The sequence below is a fragment of the Shinella sp. CPCC 101442 genome, assembly GCF_024704725.1.
Lineage (GTDB): Bacteria > Pseudomonadota > Alphaproteobacteria > Rhizobiales > Rhizobiaceae > Shinella.
In genome coordinates, this window is record NZ_JALIQS010000006.1 from 222727 (window position 1) to 242786 (window position 20060).

Consider the following 20060-nt stretch of genomic DNA (forward strand, 5'->3'; position numbering starts at 1 on the left):
GCGGTTGACAAGCCCCGTTTCCTGATCCACCTGAGGGCAAAGGCCGCGTCCCAGGCTGGCGGTGGCCGCGTTTCGAGCAAGAGGCTCCAAAATGTCCTTTTCCTTCGATTTTGAACCGAAGCCGCGACGCTCGTCCGTCGGTGTCGATGTCGGTGGCGTGCTTGTCGGTGGCGGCGCGCCTGTCGTCGTCCAGTCGATGACCAATACGGATACGGCCGATATCGACGGCACCGTGGCGCAGGTGGCGGCCCTCCATCGCGCCGGTTCCGAGATCGTGCGCATCACGGTGGACCGCGACGAGAGTGCCGCGGCGGTGCCGAAGATCCGCGAACGCCTGGAGAGGCTCGGCCTCGACGTGCCGCTCGTCGGGGACTTCCACTATATCGGCCACAAGCTGCTTGCCGAGCATCCGGCCTGCGCCGAGGCGCTGGCGAAATACCGCATCAATCCCGGCAATGTCGGTTTCAAGGACAAGAAGGACAAGCAGTTCTCGGCGATCGTCGAGACGGCGATCCGCTATGACAAGCCCGTGCGCATCGGTGTCAACTGGGGCTCGCTCGACCAGGAACTGCTGACGCGGCTGATGGACGACAACCAGGCCAAGGGTTTTCCGCTGACCGCCCAGCAGGTGATGCGCGAAGCGATCTGCCAATCGGCGCTGATGTCTGCGGAACTCGCCGAAGAGATCGGCCTGCCGCGCAGCCGCATCATCCTTTCGGCAAAGGTGTCCAATGTGCAGGACCTCATTGCCGTCTATGCGATGCTGTCGACGCGCTCCGATCATGCGCTGCATCTCGGCCTCACGGAAGCCGGCATGGGCACCAAGGGTATCGTCGCCTCCTCGGCCTCGCTCGGCATCCTCCTGCAGCAGGGCATCGGCGATACGATCCGCATTTCGCTGACGCCGGAGCCCGGCGGTGACCGTACCCGCGAGGTGCAGGTGGCGCAGGAACTGCTGCAGGTCATGGGCTTTCGCCAGTTCATTCCCATTGTCGCCGCCTGTCCGGGCTGCGGCCGCACGACCTCGACGGTCTTCCAGGAACTCGCGCAAAAAATCCAGGACGATATCAGAAAGAACATGCCGGTCTGGCGCGAAAAATATCCCGGCGTCGAGGCCCTCAAGGTCGCCGTCATGGGTTGCATCGTCAACGGGCCGGGCGAGAGCAAACACGCCGATATCGGCATCTCGCTGCCGGGCACCGGCGAACTGCCGATCGCGCCCGTCTATGTCGATGGCAAGAAGGCGATGACGCTGCGCGGCACCGACATTGCCGGCGAATTCGAGACGCTGGTCAACGACTATATCGAGAAACGCTACGGCCAGGGGCAGGCTGCCGCCGAGTGATCAGAGTCGTGTCGTCAGCAGCTTGAAGCCGGCAAAGGCGAAGAAGGCGGCCATGACGCCCTCGATGGCACGGCGCGACTTGAGATAGGCGCGGTGCACCGGGCCGAGCGAAAAGACCAGCGCGAAGCCGAGGAAGACGCAGACGCCGATCACCATGCAGCCGGCGATGAAGGTTGCCATGACCCCGCCCGGCGCGCCCGGCGGCATGCCGAGCGATGTCAGCATGATCCAGTTGAAGATCGCCTTGGGATTGGTGATGTGAATGCCAAGGCCCTTCAGATATTGCCGGCGTGGCGAGAGAGCCGGAAGGGCGGCCATCTGCGCGCGATAGGTCTCCTCGCTCTTGCGCGCGGCGCGATACGCGTTCCAGGCCAGCCACAGCAGGTAGCAGCCGCCGACGATCTTCAAGACGACGATCGCTTCGCCATAGGTGCGGATAAGGGCGGAAAGGCCGGACGCGGTGAGGATCGCCCAGATATAGGAGCCCGTCAGCACGCCCGACGCGAGCGCCAGGCCGGCGCGCCTTCCCTGGCTGATCGAGGTTGCGATGATGGCGATGATCGCCGGGCCCGGTGAGGCCGTGGCGATGAAATAGGCCGTCCAGGCGACGGCGAGCTGGGGCAGGTAGGGCGTGAGATCGGTCATGGTTCACCGCTTGATGTCGGTGAACGATAATCCATCCCCTTTTTCTCTCCTATACGGAGAATTGCACCACATGTCCCCCTCATCCGGCCCGGAAAAGCCGGATGAGAAGGCTAGCGTCCAACCGCCTCAGACGATCTCTTCGATTGCCGAAATCAGCCGGTCACATTCCTCTTGCGTACCGATGGTGATGCGCAAAAAGTCCGAGATACGGGGTTTGGCGAAGTGGCGCACCAGCACGGCGCGCTCGCGCAGGCCCTTGGCGAGCGCCTCGCCGCTGTGGGCCGCATGGCGGGCGAAAACGAAGTTCGCCTGCGAGGGCAGCACCTCGAAGCCGCGCTGGCGCAGCGCCCCGGTGACGCGTTCGCGCGTCTCGATGACCTTGTTCCGCGTCTCGTCGAACCATTCCCGGTCGTCCACGGCGGCGGCGGCACCGGCCTGCGCGACGCGGTCGAGCGGGTAGGAGTTGAAGCTGTCCTTGACGCGCTCCAGCGCATCGATCAGCGGGCGCTGGCCGATGGCGTAGCCGACGCGCAGGCCGGCAAGCGAGCGCGACTTGGACAGCGTGTGCACGACGAGCAGGTTGTCGTATTTCTTCGTCAGCGGAATCGCGCTCTCGCCGCCGAAATCGATATAGGCCTCATCGACGACGACAGGCTGGTCCGGATGCTCGGCGACCAGCTTCTCGATGGCCGCAAGCGGCAGGCCGATGCCGGTCGGCGCGTTCGGGTTCGGGATGATGATGGCGCCGCAGGGGCGTTCATAGTCGCCGAGATCGATGGTGAAATCATCCGTCAGCGGGATTTCTTCCGACTCGATGCCGAAGAGGCGGCAATAGGTCGGATAGAAGCTGTAGGTGATGTCGGGATAGACCAGCGGCTTGTCGTGTTTGAGAAGAGCGACGAAGGCGTGCGCCAGAACCTCGTCCGACCCGTTGCCGACGAAGACTTCGTCCGCACCGACATCGTAGAAGCGGGCGATCGACTGGCGTAGCGCCAGTGCCGACGGGTCCGGATAGAGCTTCAGACTGTCGGCCACGGCGGCCTGCATGGCGGCGATGGCCCTGGGTGACGGGCCGTAGGGGTTCTCGTTGGTGTTGAGCTTGGTGAGGTTTTGAATGCGCGGCTGTTCGCCTGCGACATAGGGCTTGAGCGTGGCGACGATCGGCGACCAGAATTTGCTCATGACGTCAGTTCCTGCGATTGGCGATGAAATGGGCGGCTTCAACAAGGATGCCGGCCCGATGGCTGAACGGCGCAAGATGCGCCTCAGCCTCCGTCACAAGCGCCTGAAGGCGATCTTCAGCCCAGGCCTGGCCGCGACGCGAAACGAGCGTCGCCTTGCCGCGCTCGGCATCCTTGCCCGTTGCCTTGCCCATTGCTGCCGCATCGGCGGTGAGGTCCAGCAGATCGTCGGCGATCTGGAAGGCGAGGCCGACGGTTTCGCCGTAACCACGAAGGGCTGCGCGCTCGCGATCCGAAGCGCCGGCGATGATCGCACCAGCCTCGCAGGCAAAACGCAGGAGCGCGCCGGTCTTCATCGCCTGAAGGGTGACGATGCCGTTTTCGTCCGGCGCCACCTTCTCTGCAGCAAGGTCGAGGGCCTGGCCGCCGGCCATGCCGCCGAGGCCGCCGGCACGGGCGAGCGCCAGCACCAGCGCCGTCTTCGTGGCGTCCGGAAGACGTGTTTCGGGCGCGGCGACGATGTCGAAGGCAAAGGTCAGCAGGCTGTCGCCGGCAAGGATGGCGGCAGCCTCGTCGAAGGCGATGTGCACGGTCGGCTGGCCGCGGCGCAGGTCGTCGTCGTCCATGGCCGGCAGGTCGTCATGTACGAGCGAGTAGCAGTGGACGCATTCGAGGGCCGCGCCGATGCGCAGCGCCGTCTCGCGCTCGACCTCGGCGAAGAGGGCGGCGGCTTCGATGACGAGAAAGGGACGCAAGCGCTTGCCGCCGTTCAGCACGCCATGGCGCATGGCGGCCAGCAGGCGCTCGGGGCGGGCGATTTCGTCCGGTTGCGTGTCGGCAGACAAGAGCGCCGCCAGCAGTGTTTCGACCGCTTCGGCATTGCTCTTCAGGCGAGACTGGAATTCCTGGTGACGTTCGCTCATGGCCGCTCTTTGGCATGGGTGCCCGGTCGAGGCAACGGGAATGCCGGGATGGCGGCAAAGAATCGCGGCGGAGTGCTGGTTTTTGGCACGCCGTGACGGTATGAAAGCGCAACGACGCAAGGATGGGCGCCGGCATTTGGACATCGTACCGGAAACACGGGCAGAAACGATCAATTCGGAGACAGACGCCGGTGGCAAGGATGGCTGGATGACCCGCCTTCGCCGGAACTGGCGACGGATCGTTCTTGCCGTTCTGGCCTTCGTCGCGCTGCCCTATGTGCTGATCCTGCTCTATGCGATCGATTTCATCCGTCCTGTTTCGACCCTCATGCTGCGCGATCTCGTGCTGCTGCGCGGCTATGACCGGCAGTGGGTGGAATTCGAGGATATCTCGCCCATGCTGGTGCAGTCGGTGATGATGTCCGAGGACGGGCAGTATTGCCGCCATGCCGGCGTCGACTGGGGGCAGATGCGCGCCGTCGTCAACGAGGCGCTGGCGGGCGAGCAGACACGCGGTGCGAGCACCATCCCCATGCAGACGGCAAAGAACCTCTTCCTCTGGAACGGGCGCTCCTTCGTGCGCAAGGCCATGGAACTGCCGCTGGCGGTCGCGGCGGATTTCGTCTGGAGCAAGCAGCGGCTGATGGAGATCTATCTCAACATCGCCGAATGGGGCCCGGGTATCTACGGCATCGAGGCGGCGGCCCAGCACCATTTCAATGTGCCGGCGGCAAAGCTTTCGCGCCGGCAGGCGGCTCTGCTCGCCGTCTCGCTGCCCAATCCCTACGAGCGCAATGCCGGCAAGCCGGGACGCGGGCTGCAGCGTCTTGCACGGCTCATCGAACGGCGGGCGAGCGGCTCGGGCGATTATATCAAATGCCTTTATGAGTGACGTCAGGGCTTTTCATTGGCGCTGTAGCCGCTGAACCTCTACGGTCCCCGCTCGCAAGGAGCATCCTATGTCGGACCTCATCCTCTATGTCGGCAACAAGAACTATTCCTCGTGGTCCTTCCGGCCCTGGATCGCGATGGAAGCGGCGGGCGTCGCCTTTACGGACCGGGTGATTCCCTTCGATTTTGCCGCTGGCAATCCGCAGTTCCGCGACATCTCCCCGACGGGCAAGGTGCCGGTGCTGCATCATGGCGCGGTGCGGGTCTGGGAATCGCTCGCCATCATCGAATATGTCGCCGAGCTTTTTCCGGAGAAGGGCATCTGGCCGAAGGACGCGGCCATGCGTGCCGAGGCGCGGGCGATCTCTATGGAAATGCTCTCCGGTTTCCGCGCCATCCGTAATGCCTGCCCGATGAACATCCGCCGCAAGCCGGGCGCAATCGACCTGCCCGAGGGCGTGATGGGCGACGTCGCGCGCATCGAGACGATCTGGAAGACGGCGCTTGCCCGCTCCGGCGGTCCGTTCCTCTTTGGCGCGTTTTCGGCGGCGGATGCGATGTATGCGCCGGTCGTCAGTCGCTTCGAGGCCTATTGCCTGACCAGGGACGATACGATACTCGCCTATATGGCTCGGATAAAAGCCCACCCGGCCTGGCAGAAGTGGCAGGCAGCGGCCGAGGCCGAGCCCTGGATCGTTCCGGAAGACGAAGTCTGACCCCGGAATCGAAAAAAACGGTTCGGGGACTGGTCAAGCGGGGTTTTGCTGTGTATAAGCCGGCCCAATTTCCGAGATAAAGACATGTCCCTTGTCAGCCATTCGGTGGCGTGAGGATGTGTTTGCCCGATAAGTGGAGTTAGTGAAATGGCTGTACCTAAAAGAAAAACGAGCCCGTCCAAGCGCGGTATGCGCCGTTCCGCAGACGCTCTGAAGGGTTCGACCTACGTCGAAGACAAGAATTCTGGCGAACTGCGCCGTCCGCACCATATCGACCTGAAGACCGGCATGTATCGCGGTCGCCAGGTCCTGACGCCGAAGGAAAGCGCATAATCTGCGCTTCGGCATCTGCTGAGATCAAGGCCCGCGAAAGCGGGCCTTTTCTTTTGGCCTGGCCTTTCCGGCAGGCGTGACATTTTCTCGAACCGAATCTTCCGCTAAGACCACGGGAACGCCGCCAGATCCGTGCGGCCACTGGAGCCCTTGCCGATGCTTTTGGCTATACCGCTGCTGATCATCCCCTTCGCCCTCTACAACCTCGCCATGACAGGGCTGTTCGGCGATGGCGGCATCGCCGTGCTCGACAACGAGGTGCTGGCGGTCAACATGCTCTCGGGCACGACCTGGACCATGGCCTTCGGCGACCTGCTCATCTTCATCGCACTCGTGCTGCTCTTCGTGGAAATCCTGAAGGCCACGCGGCCGGGCTCGCGGGCTCTTCTCGATCACATGCTGTCGATGGTGCTGTTCGTGGCCGCACTGGTCGAGTTCCTGCTGGTGCAGGCCGCAGCGACGCAAATCTTCTTCATTCTCATGACGATCTGCTTCATCGACGTCATTGCCGGCTTTGCGGTATCGATCCGCACGGCGGGCCGGGATCTTTCGATCGGGCTTTGAGGCGGCGCGGGCTTGCCCGCGCCAACCCGGTTTCCTCAGCTCAGATTGTCGAGCTTCGTCTGGAGCGCGCGCAGCTGTTCCTTCAGCTCGTCGAGATCCTTCGGCTCCGCCTTGCGCGTTTCCTTCGGCGGCGCGGCATTGGCGAAGGGCGTAAACATCTTCATCGCCTGCTGGAAGAGTTCCGTGTTGCGCCGCGTCGTTTCCTCGATGAGCGCCATCGGCACCTGCAGGTTCTTGGCGAGCGGCGTGTCGCCCAGCGCCTTGTTGATCTGCTCGCGCATCTGCGACTGCTGGTCGGTGAAAGCCTGCATGGAGTGCTCGAGATAGCTCGGCACCACCATCTGCATCTGGTCGCCGTAGTAGGAGATCAGCTGGCGCAGGAACGAGATCGGCAGAAGCGTGTTGCCGGTCTTGGATTCCTGCTCGAAAATGATCTGGGTCAGCACCGAATGGGTGATGTCCTCGCCGGATTTCGCGTCCTGTACGGTGAAGTCCTCGCCCTTCTTCACCATGACCGCGAGATCGTCGAGCGTCACATAGGTGCTCGTGCCGGTGTTGTAGAGGCGCCGGTTCGCATATTTCTTGATGACGATCTGACCGTCGTTCCTGGCCATTAGGGTCTCCTCATCCCCGTTTTCTAGTTCTTTTTGATCCGGCGGAGTATCCGCAAAAAGTCGGCGGCTGACAATCGAATTGTGCGATGCGGCGAGGAATGCTGCGCAACATGGATTTTCATGCTGCGGGCCTCCCGCATGAAATTTTAGCGGCACGGGATATCCCGTTTGACTCTCCCCGTTCGCTTTGCCAGTTTTGATTTCGGGAGAACCGCCGGCTCGCGCCGTTCGTGCGTCGAGGCCGGTTCCAAGACCGACCATCCGGTCGCAGAATTGAGGAAGCACACCATGAGCACTCCGTCCATCGTCATCGCCAGCGCCGCCCGTACCGCGGTCGGGTCCTTCAACGGATCCTTCGCCAACACGCCTGCCCACGAACTCGGGGCGACGGTCATTTCGGCGGTTCTGGAGCGCGCGGGCGTTGAAGCGGGCGAGGTCAACGAGGTGATCCTCGGACAGGTTCTGCAGGCGGGCGAAGGCCAGAACCCGGCCCGACAGGCCGCCATGAAGGCCGGTGTCCCGCAGGAGGCGACCGCCTGGAGCATGAACCAGCTCTGCGGCTCGGGGCTTCGCGCCGTGGCGCTCGGCATGCAGCAGATCGCCACCGGCGACGCCGGCATCATCGTGGCCGGCGGCATGGAGTCCATGTCGATGGCGCCGCATTGCGCGCATCTGCGTGGCGGCGTGAAGATGGGCGACTTCAAGATGATCGACACGATGATCAAGGATGGCCTGACCGACGCCTTCCATGGCTACCACATGGGCATTACCGCCGAAAACGTCGCCAAGCAGTGGCAGCTTTCCCGCGACGAGCAGGATATTTTTGCCGTCGCCTCGCAAAACAAGGCCGAGGCCGCCCAGAAGGAGGGCCGCTTCAAGGACGAGATCGCTGCCTTCATCGTCAAGGGGCGCAAGGGCGACGTGTCGGTCGATGCCGACGAATATATCCGCCATGGCGCGACGCTCGAGCAGATGGCCAAGCTTCGCCCCGCCTTCGACAAGGAAGGTACGGTCACTGCCGCCAACGCGTCGGGCCTCAACGACGGTGCCGCCGCGGCGCTTCTGATGTCGGAAGCCGAAGCCTCGCGCCGCGGCATCCAGCCGCTCGCCCGCATCGTTTCCTGGGCGACGGCCGGCGTCGATCCGAAGATCATGGGCACCGGCCCGATCCCGGCGTCGCGCAAGGCGCTCGAGCGCGCCGGCTGGAAGATCGGCGACCTCGACCTCGTGGAAGCCAACGAAGCCTTTGCGGCGCAGGCCTGCGCGGTCAACAAGGATCTCGGCTGGGATCCCGCCATCGTCAACGTCAACGGCGGCGCCATCGCCATCGGTCACCCGATCGGTGCCTCCGGCGCCCGTATCCTCAACACGCTCCTCTTCGAGATGAAGCGTCGCGGCGCCCGCAAGGGTCTCGCCACGCTCTGCATCGGCGGCGGCATGGGCGTGGCGATGTGCGTCGAGAGCCTGTAAGCATCGACTGACATTCTGCTTTACCAAGACCTGCCGCCCGCAGGGCGTCAGGCCGACTCAAAAAAACAGTTTAGGGGAGTGAGCCAGATGAGCAGGGTAGCGTTGGTAACGGGCGGATCGCGCGGCATCGGTGCCGCCATTTCGGTGGCGCTGAAGGCGGCCGGATACAAGGTGGCGGCAAGCTATGCCGGCAATGACGATGCCGCCAACGCCTTCAAGGCGGAAACGGGCATTCCGGTCTACAAGTGGGACGTCGCAAGCTACGAATCCTGCGTCGAGGGCATCGCCAAGGTGGAGGCCGACCTTGGCCCCGTCGAAATTCTCGTGAACAACGCGGGCATCACCAAGGACGCGATGTTCCACAAGATGACGCCGGACCAGTGGGGCGCGGTCATCAACACCAACCTGACCGGCCTCTTCAACATGACCCATCCGGTCTGGACCGGCATGCGCGACCGCAGTTTCGGCCGCGTCATCAACATTTCCTCGATCAATGGCCAGAAGGGCCAGATGGGCCAGGCGAACTATTCCGCCGCCAAGGCCGGCGATCTCGGCTTCACCAAGGCGCTCGCCCAGGAGGGGGCCGCCAAGGGGATTACGGTCAATGCCATCTGCCCCGGCTATATCGGCACGGAGATGGTGCGCGCCATTCCGGAAAAGGTGCTGAACGAGCGGATCATCCCGCAGATCCCCGTGGGTCGCCTCGGCGAGCCGGAAGAAATCGCCCGCGTCGTCGTTTTCCTTGCCTCCGACGATGCCGGCTTCATCACCGGCTCGACCATCTCGGCGAATGGCGGGCAGTTCTTCGTCTGACCGTCGGCCATGAAACGGAACACGGCGCCCTCGGGCGCCGCTTTCACGTGGTATCATGAGAAAAAGCGAGGGCGCCATGAAACAGGAAAAGCTTGATGAAGCGACGATCGCCGAGGCGTTGAAGGGTCTCGATGGATGGACGCGCGCCGATGACGGCATCGCCATCGAAAGGAAATTCAAGTTCAGGACGTTCCGCGAGGCCTTCGGCTTCATGACCGAGGCGGCGCTGGCGGCGGAGAAACTCGATCACCATCCCGAGTGGTTCAACGTCTACAACCGTGTCGACGTGCGGCTCACCAATCACGATGCCGGCGGCCTGACCGAACTCGACTTCAAGCTGGCGAGCGTGATGGACAAGGCTGCGGTCCTTCGCACGAAGAGTTGAAGGCGCGTGAAGGCATCCCCATATGCTTCCGTGCCGGGCTTTGCCGGCGCTGCCACCCGAGGGAGGCCTGAATGGATGATGTGAAGATCGGAGAGATCCTTCTCCCCGGAGACCCGGACGAGCAGGAGCGTCAGAGGGGCCGCGTGAAGAAGCGGTTCTGGCCGGTTTTGAAGCGCGCGATGCGGCAGGTGCCGTTCTCGCGCGATCTCGTTGCATCCTACTATTGCGCGCTCGACCCCCGCACACCGGCAAAGGTGCGCGGTATCCTGCTCGCGGCGCTCGCCTATTTCGTGCTGCCGCTCGACGGCATTCCGGATTTCTTCGCCCTCGTCGGCTTTTCCGATGACATTGCGGTCCTCACCGCCGCCTTCGCGGCCATCCGCGGCCACGTTCGCGAGGACCACTACAGATCGGCCGACAAGGCGCTTCAGGATGAGCCGGACATGCAGCCTGCGGGCTAGTGTGGTTGTGCCGGTTTTGCCCGCAACTTCGCGGGTCAAATTCTTGCCCTAATCGTTGTGCCATTAGTGAGTTTCGACGGGTTCTATCTCACCAAATGGGGACTGGGCATGCTTAGCCTTTCAGGCAAGGGCAAGCGCGGGTTTCAACGCAAATTTGTCCCGGTGCGGCACGGAAGACCTTCGGAAACTGGGTGCATGTTGACGGTTTGGTAACCTGAATTAAGTCAAAATGAACCAAATCGTCATCATGCAAGGCCGACACCGGCGTGGCAGGCATCTGCCTTCGGCCGGCAATCACTGGCAAGACAACCGGCAGGAAAACATGTTCGTAAGAAAGCTCGCAACCGCACTCGCCCTCGTCATCGCGACCGCAGGCGTTGCCTCGGCCCAGTCGCCGACGCGCATTCAGCAGTTCAACGCCTGGGGCGCCTATTCCTATCAGGCGAATGGCGGCAAGGTCTGCTACGTTCTGTCCGTGCCGAAGGAAAAGACGCCCCCCGGCGTCGATCACGGCGATGTCTTCTTCCTCGTCTCGCAGCGCCCGGGCCAGAACATCAGCTACGAGCCGCAGGCGATGATGGGCTATCCGCTGCAGGAAAACTCCAAGGTCAACGTCGTCATCGACGGGCGCACCTTCGTGATGTTCACCAAGGGCAATTCGGCCTGGGTGGAAAACGCCGCCGAAGAGCCGGCGCTCGTCAACGCCATGAGGACCGGCAAGGACATGCAGGTGCAGGCGAAATCGCGCCGCGGCACGGGCACGGCCTATTCCTATTCGCTTTCGGGTATTTCGGCTGCACTGAAGCAGATCGAAGGCTGCCGCTAAGGCACGCACGCATGCACAGCAAAAGGGCCGGCGTAATGCCGGCCTTTTCCGTTTCGAAGCCGGAGTCTTCCATGAAAACCCTTCTGCTGCTGCGTCACGCAAAATCCGCCTGGCCGGAGGGTGTCGACGATCATGACCGCCCGCTCGCCGACCGTGGCCGCCGCGACGCGCCGCGCATGGCTGCCTATATCGCCGAGGTGGGTCTCCAGCCGGATTTCGCTCTGGTCTCGTCCGCGCGGCGAACGCTGGAAACCTGGGCGCTGGTCGAGCCGGCGCTTGGCAAGGCCTGTCCGTCCCAGACCGTAGCCTCGATCTACGAGGCGGAACCGGCAGCCATCCTCGCGGCGATCCATGCGGCTCCACAGCAAAGCGAAACGCTGCTCGTCATCGGGCACAATCCGGGCTTCGAGGATCTGGCTGCGATGCTGGCGACGGCCGGGGATGCGGATGCAATCGGTCGGCTCAAGACAAAGTATCCGACGGCAGGCTTGGCCGTGATCCGCCTGGACATCGAAAGGTGGAGCGATGTCGTGCCGGGAACCGGGACGCTCGATATGTTCGTAACACCGAAGACATTGCCGTAGCGCCGACCATCCGGCGGTACGAAGCCACCGCCGGCGATTGCCGCGAGCGGGACGAATGCCGTTTTGCCGCAGGTTTCTATCAGAAAATGTGATTGATGAAGCTTGATCCGAGAATTGATCTGAAGGGCCGTTTTGCCTAGAACCGCCCTGAAATCATTCTAGGGAGACCCTTCATGCGTCAACTTCTCCTCGCTCTCGCGGCCACGGTCGCGATTTCGCTGCCGGCACAGGCCGAAAACGTCACGGTTGCCGTGACCGCCATCGTCGAACATCCGGCCCTCGATGCCGCGCGTGACGGCGTCAAGGAAGCGCTGGAAGCGGCCGGCTACAAGGAAGGCGAGAACCTGACATTCATCTACGAGTCGGCGCAGGGCAACCCCGCGACGGCCGCGCAGATCGCCCGCCAGTTCGTCGGCGAAGAGCCGACCGTGATCGTGCCGATCTCCACGCCGTCGGCGCAGGCCGTGGTTTCCGCCACGAAGGACATTCCGGTCGTCTTCACGGCCGTGTCCGATCCGCTCGGCGCGCAACTCGTCACCGACATGGACAGGCCCGGCGGCAACGTCACCGGCCTTTCCGACCTGTCGCCGGTCGCCGAGCATCTGGCGCTGATCAAGGAAATCCTGCCGAACGCCAAGACGGTCGGCTTCCTCTACAATTCCGGTGAAGCCAACTCCGTGTCGCTGCTTGCCGTTCTGAAGGCTGAAGCCGAAAAGGCCGGCCTCACGGTCGTCGAATCCGCCGCCACCAAGTCGGCTGAAGTGCAGGGTGCTGCCCGCGCGCTCATCGGCCGCGCCGACGCGATCTACGTGCCCACGGACAACACGATCATTTCCGCTCTCGAAGGCGCCGTCGCCGTTGCCGAAGAGGCGAAGCTCCCGCTCTTCACCGCCGATACGGATTCCGTTTCGCGTGGTGCCATCGCGGCCCTCGGCTTCAACTACAAGGATGTCGGCAAGCAGACGGGTGAAATCGTCGTGCGCATCCTCAAGGGTGAAAACCCGGGCGACATCGCCGTGAAGGTAGCCGCCGGTACGGACCTCGTCGTCAACAAGGGTGCTGCCGCCAAGATGGGCGTCACCCTGCCGGAAGCCCTTGTCGGTCGCGCGACCCGCGTCATCGAATAGGCTTCGATTTTACATCGTTATGAGGAATCAACCGCTGCCGGGTCGCCGGCAGCGGTTGATCTGTTAAAGGACCCATCCCGCAAGACCTGCGGAACGGGTGACAAAGAGAAAGCCGAGAGCCGTGAGCCTGATTGCCTTCTGGGGCGCCGTCGAACTGGGGCTGGTCTATGCCTTCGTCGCCATCGGCGTTTACCTTGCCTTCCGCGTGCTGGATTTTCCCGACCTGACCGTGGATGGCTCTTTCCCGCTCGGCGCGGCCGTCACGGCCGTGCTGATCATCGCGGGCGTGAACCCCTGGCTTGCCGCTTTCATCGCCATGCTGGCGGGTGCGGGTGCCGGTCTCGTCACGGCGATGCTCAATGTGCGTTTCCGCATCCTGAACCTGCTTGCCTCGATCCTGACGATGATCGCGCTCTTCTCGGTGAACCTGCGCGTCATGGGCAAGCCGAACGTCGCGCTGATCAACGCCGAGACGATGCTGAGCCCGTTCTTCGGCCATGGTCTCCGCGATTTCTACGTGCGCCCGCTCTTCATCGGCATTCTGGTCGTCGTCGCCGTGATCCTCGTCTGGCGCTTCCTTGAAAGCGATGCGGGTCTTTCGATGCGTGCGACCGGGGCGAACGCCCGCATGGCGCGCGCGCAGGGTGTCGACACCAACCGCCAGATCTATCTTGGCATTGCGCTCTCCAATGCGCTCGTCGCTCTCGGCGGCGCGCTCTTCGCCCAGACGAACGGCTTTGCCGACGTCACCTCCGGCGTCGGTACCATCGTCGTCGGTCTTGCGGCCGTCATCATCGGCGAGACGCTCTTTGGCACGCGCGGCATTCTCATGGCCTTGATCGGCTGCGTGCTCGGCTCGATCCTCTACCGCATCGCCATCCAGCTCGCGCTGTCCTCCGATGTGCTCGGTCTTCAGGCCTCCGACCTCAACTTCGTGACGGCGCTGCTCGTCACCGTGGCGCTCGTTCTGCCACGCCTTCGCCGTGGGGGAGCCGCCTGATGATTTCCGTCTCCGATATCAAGGTCACCTTCGGCAAGGGCACCCCCCTCCAGAAGCAGGCGCTGAACGGTGTCAGCCTCACGATCGAAGAGGGGCAGTTCGTTACCGTCATCGGGTCCAACGGCGCCGGCAAGTCGACGCTGCTCGGCGTTCTCGCCGGCGACGTCATCGCGACTGAGGGACAGGTGAAGATCGGCACGACCGACGTCACCCGCCAGGGCACCGCCGCCCGCGCCGGCCGCGTCGCCCGCGTCTTCCAGGATCCGCTGACGGGAAGCTGTGGGGCGCTTTCCATCGAGGAGAACCTCGCGCTCGCTGCCCGCCGCGGTGAGCGCCGTGGCCTGTCCTCGGCGCTCGGCCCCCAGCGTCGCGCGCATTTCCGCGAGCGTATCGCCGAGCTCAATCTCGGCCTCGAGAACCGTATGCGCGATCGTATGGATCTCTTGTCCGGCGGCCAGCGCCAGGCCGTCTCGCTCGTCATGGCAACGCTTGCCGGTTCGGACGTGCTGCTGCTCGACGAACATACGGCAGCGCTCGATCCCGGCATGGCGGAGTTCATCATGACCCTCACGCAAAAAATCGTTTCCGAACGCAAGCTGACGACACTAATGGTCACGCATTCCATGCGTCAGGCACTCGACTATGGGCACCGCACCGTCATGCTGCATGGCGGCGAGATCGTGCTGGACGTGGCGGGCGACAATCGCAAGACCCTTCAGGTTGAAGACCTCATCGCCATGTTCCGCAAAATGCGCGGCCAGACGCTGGATGACGACGCCCTGTTGATCGGCTGAGACCGCCGCACGATGTCACAATAGGACAAAGGCCGACTGTCATTGCAGTCGGCTTTTGTCGTTATAGGTATTGTTTCCAATTGGTTAGCCGCAAGCCGAGGAGCGGAATCCGGCTGCAACAAAGGTGCAACAAAACTGTCGCACAGCGCCGCTATAGAGCGCGGATCGTGATGCAAGCTACGGTGTTGGAAGCGCCAAGGGCGGTCTACAGACTGGAGAGGTTTTGTCCGCTCGAGAAGCCTTTGCGTGTCCTGTTCGTGCGCAAGGCCCCGAAAAACATGCTGCAGCAGTATTTTCCCGGTGAACGCGTGCGCTCGCGCAATAGCGTGCCTGCCCCGCTCTGAATTCTACACGAAATGGGCGCCCTGGCTGCTGGCCGATGGCCGGTCGCGCATCTATTACGCAGACAGTCCGCGTCCATGTTTCATTCAGGCATTCTGCGCGCGCTTTCGCAGCCCTACCGTTGATCTCGTGCAGACCCGGCCCGATATTCCACTGAGCTTCCTGATGGTCCCATCCCCCCCCGGCTCGCGCGCATCGGCGGATGCCGAGCGCTCCATTCCCTCGTGGTTCCAATCCCGCCCGACCCTCTATACGAAAATGGCGATCCTCTCGTGAGCGCATCGAAGATCCGGCCTATGAGATTCTACCCTTCGACATCATGAAGAATGTCGACAATAACGAGAACCGCCGCCGCATCCTGCGGTTCGCGCGCTCCAGTCCCAATCTCTATCGCCGGATGGTGGTGCGCCGCCTCGTGCCGATCCGCTCGCCCATCGCGGGCGTGATTGTGACGTTCGATTGGGCGCCGGTCATGCGGACCATCGTGAGCGTCTGCCAGGAGCTTGGCTTCCGACGGTCCTCATTCCGCATGAATCGGTCTTCGTCAACCGGAGCAAGTATTACTGGGCCCCCTCCAGCCAAGCGTCGATCCCGCTTTCGGATGTCATCCTCGGTTGGGGCAGCCTGCAGAAAGAAATCTTCGCCGGGCGTGGTTATGCGCTGATCGATCTCGCCGACATTGTTTTCGTTGTCTCGTCGCTCACCGGTTTCGAGGCGCTGATGGCCGGCCGGCAGGTCTATTGCTACGGCGCGCCCTTCTATTCGGGCTGGGGCGTGACGGTGGATCATTGCGCAACCGGGCGCCGCAGCCGCAGGCGCACGATCGAGGATATCTTCCACTTCGCCTATATCGAAGCGTCGCGCTACGTGAACCCGCAGACCAACGAGCGGGTCGATGTCGAGGAGCTCGTCGATTTCGTGAGCCGGAAGAAAGCCGAGCTTGCCGCCGCCGAAAGACCCGTTCCGGCCCGCCTGCCGGAGCAGCGGAGCCTTGCGGCGCTCAGCGCCTGATGCCGTCCGTCACCGCGCCTGCGTAAGCAGGATTTTCGCCGCGAAGACTGAAAAGACACCGGCGAAGGTGTAGTCGATGCTGCGCAGGATCTTCGGGTTTTGCTGCAGCCAGGTGGCGAGCTTGTCGGCGGCGAGGATGACGATCGTGTTCACGGGCACGCCGATGGCGATGAAGAGCAGACCGAGCACGATGAGCTTGCCGGTAATGTCGGGATCGCCCGCCGAGATGAACTGCGGCAGGAAGGTCATGAAGAAGATGATGACCTTCGGGTTCAGCAGATTGACCCAGAAGCCGGACGAAATGTTGTTGAGGGCCGTGCCGCGCGGGCCGGTCGCGGCCTTGACCGTCAGGGTCGAGCCGTAGCGGATCGCCTGGATGGCAAGCCACAGCAGATAGGCGGCGCCGCCGGTCTTCAGGATCAGGAATGCTGTCGGCGAGGCTGTGATGAGCGCGGAAATGCCGAAGGCGACGAGCAGTGTGTGCACCACGATGCCGAGGCTGGTGCCGACGACCACATAGAGCGCCGGACCGCGGCCCTGCGACAACGCGCGGCTGATCGACAGCGTCATGTCGGGGCCGGGTGTCATCGCAAGCAGCAGGCTTGCGGCGGTGAAGGCGAGAAGCGTTGCGAGCGTGGGCAGGTAGTCCATGGCAAATCCCCGAAAGCCGGTGCGCACCGAGATGTCGTCCGGTCGTAAGCCGGCTTCCGGAAAATTACCAATCAAGCTTTGTGATGGGCGTTTATCGGTCTTCCAGGAAGGTCCGGAAGGCCTCGGAATAGTCCTTGTGCCAGCGCGACAGCGGCGGGCGGTTCTCGATGATATCGCCGATCGCCCAGGCCATGCGGTTTTCATCGAGTTTACGCGATACATCGTTGTCGGGGCACAGAATGTAGAAATCGCCGCGGGCGAGGCTCTCCAGCATGAAATCCACGGTCTGGGCAGGCGTCCAGGCGGCATCCGGTTTTTCCGTGCGGTCGCCCTTCGTCAGCGCGGTATAGACGAAGCCGGGGATGAGGAGATGGGCAGAGAGTTTTGCGCCCTCGGTATTGCGCAGTTCGTGCTGCAAGGCCTCGGTGAAGACCTTCACGCCGGCCTTGGAGACGTTGTAGGCGGGGTTGCCGGGCGGTGTGGTGATGCCCTGCTTGGAACCGGTGTTGATGATGAGGCCGGGTTCGCCATGGGCCAGCATGTTCGGCCCGAAAACCTGCGTGCCGTGAATGACGCCCATCAGGTTGACGGCGAGGATATGGTCCCAGTTGGCTTCGGCACTGAAGATCGAGGTGTCCGGCTGGATGCCGGCATTGTTCATGAGAACATGCACACGGCCGAAGCGCTGCAGCACGGCGCGTTCCAGTGCTTCCAGCTGGTGGCGGTGGGCGACGTCCGTCTCCACCGCCATGACATTGGCCTCGCCGGCGATCGCCTCCAGTTCGAGGCGGGCTTTGCCAAGCCGGTCGCCGCCGAGATCGGCGATGGCGACGGCCATGCCGGCCTCGGCAAAGCGGCGTGCGGCGGCAAGTCCGATGCCGGAGGCGCCGCCGGTAATGACGGCGACGTTGTCGCCCTTGATGATGTCCTTGAGGTCGGTCATGGGTTCATCCCTTTCCATGGTCCAGTCCTCGCGCAATATGGGGTCGCTTGCGGCGGCGTTAAACCCGCTCGAAGGAAGTACAAGCCCTTAATTGCGCTGAAAGCGAGATATGGAAAGAAAGCCGGCTTGATGCCGGCTGAAATGCTGTCGGTCGATCGAATTCAGGCGATCCCCTATAGCTTGTCGCTCATTTCCGGGTCGATCAGGTTTGCAGCCTGTCCGGCCTCTACACCAAACAGCCGTTGGAATGCCTCATCGCCCAGCAGCAATGCTGCCTGGTCGATGAAATGCTGATTTCTGGCATTCAACGCGGCAACGCCGGGTGGTTCGAACCCCGGTACCTTTACGCTTATATAGGCTTGCACCTCGGTCCTGAGATGAAGCAGTGCCCTCAGTTGTTCTGGGTTATCGGCAAGAGCAGCGGAGGCGAGCTCGTCGAAATCGTCCGGTAAATCAATCATGTGCTGTGTTCCCGTCCCTCCGCTGCGTCTGATCAGTCGGGGGGCGACTGCGCCGCAGCCCTGTAGTTTGGCCCGCCAAGCCGTTTGCTGGGCGCCATATGTTCCATAGAGGAACGTGCTTAGCGCGTAGCCTCGAGCTTGCTTGACCGTCAAAGGTCGTGCTGAGCTTGTCCTCGTTGCATAAAGCACTTGATTGGCCAATTGATGGCAGACACCATCGAGGCCATAAGTAAAGATCGTGCCCTGAGCCGGTGGATTGGGTTTGGTCTCGACATTGGGTCGAACGAGGCATTTGGCGAGTGTGCGGGAGCCGGATTGTTTACCCAATGCGCCGGTTGCGTTGGCGGGAACTCCGCCCTTTTCATGATAGGCGCCCCAGCAAAACCAATAGTTGAAGCCTGCTTTTGCAACTTTTGTCGCGTCAGGATATTGGTTCGTTTGATTGTCGAAGTCGGTCACCCATGTGTGGTCTAGCCAAGACTCGCTGAACCATGCAGGAACCGCCCAGGCGTAAAGTTTAGCCATTCCATCCTCCCTTGGTGTGCGAACAGCTTACGCTTGCACCCAGGGATTGCAATTGGCTCTTTTGTCTTTTCGGCTCCAGCCGCCTCCCTTGCGCAGGCGGATAATCTCGCTAAAAGTGCCACGAAATTTCATTTCGGCTGTTGCCGATCCACTGCGGACCTCATCATCATGGCATCACATAAAGACGTGAAGAAAGTCGTTCTCGCCTATTCGGGCGGCCTCGACACCTCGATCATCCTGAAGTGGCTTCAGACCGAGCTCAACGCTGAAGTCGTGACCTTCACGGCCGACCTCGGCCAGGGCGAAGAACTCGAGCCGGCGCGCAAGAAGGCCGAGATGCTCGGCATCAAGGAAATCTTCATCGAGGACGTGCGCGAAGAATTCGTGCGCGATTTCGTCTTCCCGATGTTCCGCGCCAATGCGGTCTATGAAGGCGTCTACATGCTCGGCACGTCGATTGCCCGTCCGCTGATCTCCAAGCACCTGATCGAGATCGCCGCCAAGACCGGCGCCGATGCCATCGCCCATGGCGCGACCGGCAAGGGCAACGACCAGGTCCGCTTCGAGCTTTCGGCCTATGCGCTGAACCCCGATATCAAGATCATCGCGCCCTGGCGCGACTGGTCGTTCAAGAGCCGCACGCACCTGCTCGAATTCGCCGAAGAGCACCAGATCCCGGTCGCCAAGGACAAGAAGGGCGAAGCGCCGTTCTCGGTCGATGCGAACCTCCTGCACTCCTCCTCCGAGGGCAAGGTGCTGGAAGACCCGGCCGTCGAGGCTCCCGAATACGTGCACATGCGCACCATTTCGCCGGAAGCCGCGCCCGACAAGGCGACCACCATCAAGGTCGGCTTCGAGCGTGGTGACGCGGTCTCGATCAACGGCGTGCGCATGTCGCCGGCAACGCTGCTTGCGGCGCTGAACAACTATGGCCGCGACAACGGCATCGGCCGTCTCGACCTCGTGGAAAACCGCTTCGTCGGCATGAAGTCGCGCGGCGTCTACGAGACGCCCGGTGGCACGATCCTGCTGGCCGCGCACCGCGCTATCGAGAGCATCACGCTCGACCGGGGTGCGGCGCACCTCAAGGACGACCTGATGCCGCGTTATGCGGAGCTCATCTACTACGGCTTCTGGTTCTCGCCGGAGCGCGAGATGCTGCAGGCGCTGATCGACCGCAGCCAGGAGCATGTCGAGGGCGAAGTGACACTGAAGCTCTACAAGGGCAATGTCATGGTCACCGGCCGCGAATCCGACAAGTCGCTCTATTCCGACAAGCTCGTCACCTTCGAGGACGACCAGGGCGCCTACGACCAGAAGGATGCCGCGGGCTTCATCAAGCTGAACGCGCTGCGCCTGCGCACGCTCGCCGCCCGCAACAAGCGCGGTTGATTAAGACAATATCGATCAAAAGGCCCGCTGCCGGGGACGGCAGCGGGCCTTTTTCGTTTAAGG

General features: G+C 62.7%; 23 protein-coding genes. 16 read left to right on the top strand and 7 right to left on the bottom strand.

The genetic code is table 11. From position 1 onward, the window contains the following. Positions 1-91 precede the first annotated feature (91 nt). A complete protein-coding gene (gene ispG, locus MUO32_RS21750) occupies positions 92-1345 on the top strand; it encodes a flavodoxin-dependent (E)-4-hydroxy-3-methylbut-2-enyl-diphosphate synthase (RefSeq protein WP_257950476.1) in 1254 nt (417 codons plus the stop codon). Here ispG and MUO32_RS21755 read toward each other — a convergent pair whose 3' ends face one another. From MUO32_RS21755 to MUO32_RS21765, 3 genes are all read right to left on the bottom strand, one after another. After that, positions 1346-1990 carry a LysE family translocator gene (locus MUO32_RS21755; RefSeq protein ID WP_257950477.1) on the bottom strand — a complete coding sequence of 215 codons (645 nt, stop codon included), beginning with the start codon at positions 1988-1990 and terminating at the stop codon, positions 1346-1348. 126 nt (positions 1991-2116) lie between these two features. After that, positions 2117-3172 carry a histidinol-phosphate transaminase gene (hisC, locus tag MUO32_RS21760; RefSeq protein WP_257950478.1) on the bottom strand — a complete coding sequence of 352 codons (1056 nt, stop codon included), beginning with the start codon at positions 3170-3172 and terminating at the stop codon, positions 2117-2119. 4 nt (positions 3173-3176) lie between these two features. Continuing rightward, a complete protein-coding gene (locus MUO32_RS21765) occupies positions 3177-4094 on the bottom strand; it encodes a polyprenyl synthetase family protein (protein WP_257950479.1) in 918 nt (305 codons plus the stop codon). Positions 4095-4230: 136 nt separating this feature from the next. On the opposite strand from MUO32_RS21765, the gene mtgA reads away from it, so the two are divergent. The 4 genes from mtgA to MUO32_RS21785 all read left to right on the top strand — a co-directional run bounded on the left by mtgA (position 4231) and on the right by MUO32_RS21785 (position 6598). Next, positions 4231-4986: a monofunctional biosynthetic peptidoglycan transglycosylase gene (mtgA, locus tag MUO32_RS21770; RefSeq protein WP_374708703.1), complete on the top strand. Its 756-nt coding sequence runs from the start codon at positions 4231-4233 to the stop codon at positions 4984-4986. A gap of 67 nt (positions 4987-5053) precedes the next feature. Next, positions 5054-5701, top strand: a complete 648-nt coding sequence (locus tag MUO32_RS21775; RefSeq protein ID WP_257950481.1) for a glutathione S-transferase family protein — start codon at positions 5054-5056, stop codon at positions 5699-5701. A gap of 147 nt (positions 5702-5848) precedes the next feature. Further along, entirely contained in the window at positions 5849-6034 is a 186-nt protein-coding gene (rpmF, locus tag MUO32_RS21780; protein ID WP_024271259.1) for a 50S ribosomal protein L32, read from the top strand. A 156-nt stretch (positions 6035-6190) separates the two neighbouring features. Next, positions 6191-6598 carry a hypothetical protein gene (locus MUO32_RS21785; protein ID WP_257950482.1) on the top strand — a complete coding sequence of 136 codons (408 nt, stop codon included), beginning with the start codon at positions 6191-6193 and terminating at the stop codon, positions 6596-6598. A 35-nt stretch (positions 6599-6633) separates the two neighbouring features. Here MUO32_RS21785 and phaR read toward each other — a convergent pair whose 3' ends face one another. Next, positions 6634-7212, bottom strand: a complete 579-nt coding sequence (phaR, locus tag MUO32_RS21790; protein WP_257950483.1) for a polyhydroxyalkanoate synthesis repressor PhaR — start codon at positions 7210-7212, stop codon at positions 6634-6636. Between the two features lie 288 nt (positions 7213-7500). Here phaR and MUO32_RS21795 point away from each other — a divergent pair, with 288 nt between their 5' ends. The 10 genes from MUO32_RS21795 to MUO32_RS21840 all read left to right on the top strand — a co-directional run bounded on the left by MUO32_RS21795 (position 7501) and on the right by MUO32_RS21840 (position 16025). After that, positions 7501-8682 carry an acetyl-CoA C-acetyltransferase gene (locus MUO32_RS21795; protein ID WP_257950484.1) on the top strand — a complete coding sequence of 394 codons (1182 nt, stop codon included), beginning with the start codon at positions 7501-7503 and terminating at the stop codon, positions 8680-8682. Positions 8683-8769: 87 nt separating this feature from the next. Beyond that, the gene (locus MUO32_RS21800) at positions 8770-9495 is read left to right on the top strand and encodes a beta-ketoacyl-ACP reductase (RefSeq protein ID WP_257950485.1); all 726 of its coding nucleotides are present in this window, start codon (positions 8770-8772) and stop codon (positions 9493-9495) included. Positions 9496-9571: 76 nt separating this feature from the next. Beyond that, a complete protein-coding gene (locus tag MUO32_RS21805) occupies positions 9572-9880 on the top strand; it encodes a 4a-hydroxytetrahydrobiopterin dehydratase (protein WP_257950486.1) in 309 nt (102 codons plus the stop codon). 71 nt (positions 9881-9951) lie between these two features. Beyond that, on the top strand, positions 9952-10341 hold the full coding sequence (locus MUO32_RS21810) for a YkvA family protein (protein WP_257950487.1): 390 nt from the start codon (positions 9952-9954) through the stop codon (positions 10339-10341). Between the two features lie 322 nt (positions 10342-10663). After that, positions 10664-11167 carry a DUF1176 domain-containing protein gene (locus MUO32_RS21815; RefSeq protein ID WP_257950488.1) on the top strand — a complete coding sequence of 168 codons (504 nt, stop codon included), beginning with the start codon at positions 10664-10666 and terminating at the stop codon, positions 11165-11167. A 71-nt stretch (positions 11168-11238) separates the two neighbouring features. After that, complete coding sequence (locus MUO32_RS21820; protein WP_257950489.1) at positions 11239-11751, top strand: histidine phosphatase family protein; 513 nt, start codon at positions 11239-11241, stop codon at positions 11749-11751. 173 nt (positions 11752-11924) lie between these two features. Then, a complete protein-coding gene (locus MUO32_RS21825) occupies positions 11925-12878 on the top strand; it encodes an ABC transporter substrate-binding protein (RefSeq protein ID WP_257950490.1) in 954 nt (317 codons plus the stop codon). A 121-nt stretch (positions 12879-12999) separates the two neighbouring features. Beyond that, entirely contained in the window at positions 13000-13878 is an 879-nt protein-coding gene (locus MUO32_RS21830; RefSeq protein ID WP_257950491.1) for an ABC transporter permease, read from the top strand. Beyond that, positions 13878-14672 carry an ABC transporter ATP-binding protein gene (locus tag MUO32_RS21835; protein ID WP_257950492.1) on the top strand — a complete coding sequence of 265 codons (795 nt, stop codon included), beginning with the start codon at positions 13878-13880 and terminating at the stop codon, positions 14670-14672. The genes MUO32_RS21830 and MUO32_RS21835 overlap by 1 nt, the downstream gene beginning before the upstream one ends. An 801-nt stretch (positions 14673-15473) precedes the next feature. After that, complete coding sequence (locus MUO32_RS21840) at positions 15474-16025, top strand: hypothetical protein (RefSeq protein WP_257950493.1); 552 nt, start codon at positions 15474-15476, stop codon at positions 16023-16025. Between the two features lie 9 nt (positions 16026-16034). Here MUO32_RS21840 and MUO32_RS21845 read toward each other — a convergent pair whose 3' ends face one another. The 3 genes from MUO32_RS21845 to MUO32_RS21855 all read right to left on the bottom strand — a co-directional run bounded on the left by MUO32_RS21845 (position 16035) and on the right by MUO32_RS21855 (position 18605). Continuing rightward, entirely contained in the window at positions 16035-16676 is a 642-nt protein-coding gene (locus tag MUO32_RS21845) for a LysE family translocator (RefSeq protein ID WP_257950494.1), read from the bottom strand. A gap of 91 nt (positions 16677-16767) precedes the next feature. Further along, positions 16768-17619 (bottom strand): SDR family NAD(P)-dependent oxidoreductase, encoded by an 852-nt coding sequence (locus tag MUO32_RS21850; RefSeq protein WP_257950495.1) that lies wholly within the window; start codon positions 17617-17619, stop codon positions 16768-16770. 173 nt (positions 17620-17792) lie between these two features. Continuing rightward, entirely contained in the window at positions 17793-18605 is an 813-nt protein-coding gene (locus MUO32_RS21855) for a hypothetical protein (RefSeq protein ID WP_257950496.1), read from the bottom strand. Positions 18606-18773: 168 nt separating this feature from the next. On the opposite strand from MUO32_RS21855, the gene MUO32_RS21860 reads away from it, so the two are divergent. Continuing rightward, on the top strand, positions 18774-19997 hold the full coding sequence (locus MUO32_RS21860) for an argininosuccinate synthase (protein WP_257950497.1): 1224 nt from the start codon (positions 18774-18776) through the stop codon (positions 19995-19997). Positions 19998-20060 lie beyond the last annotated feature (63 nt).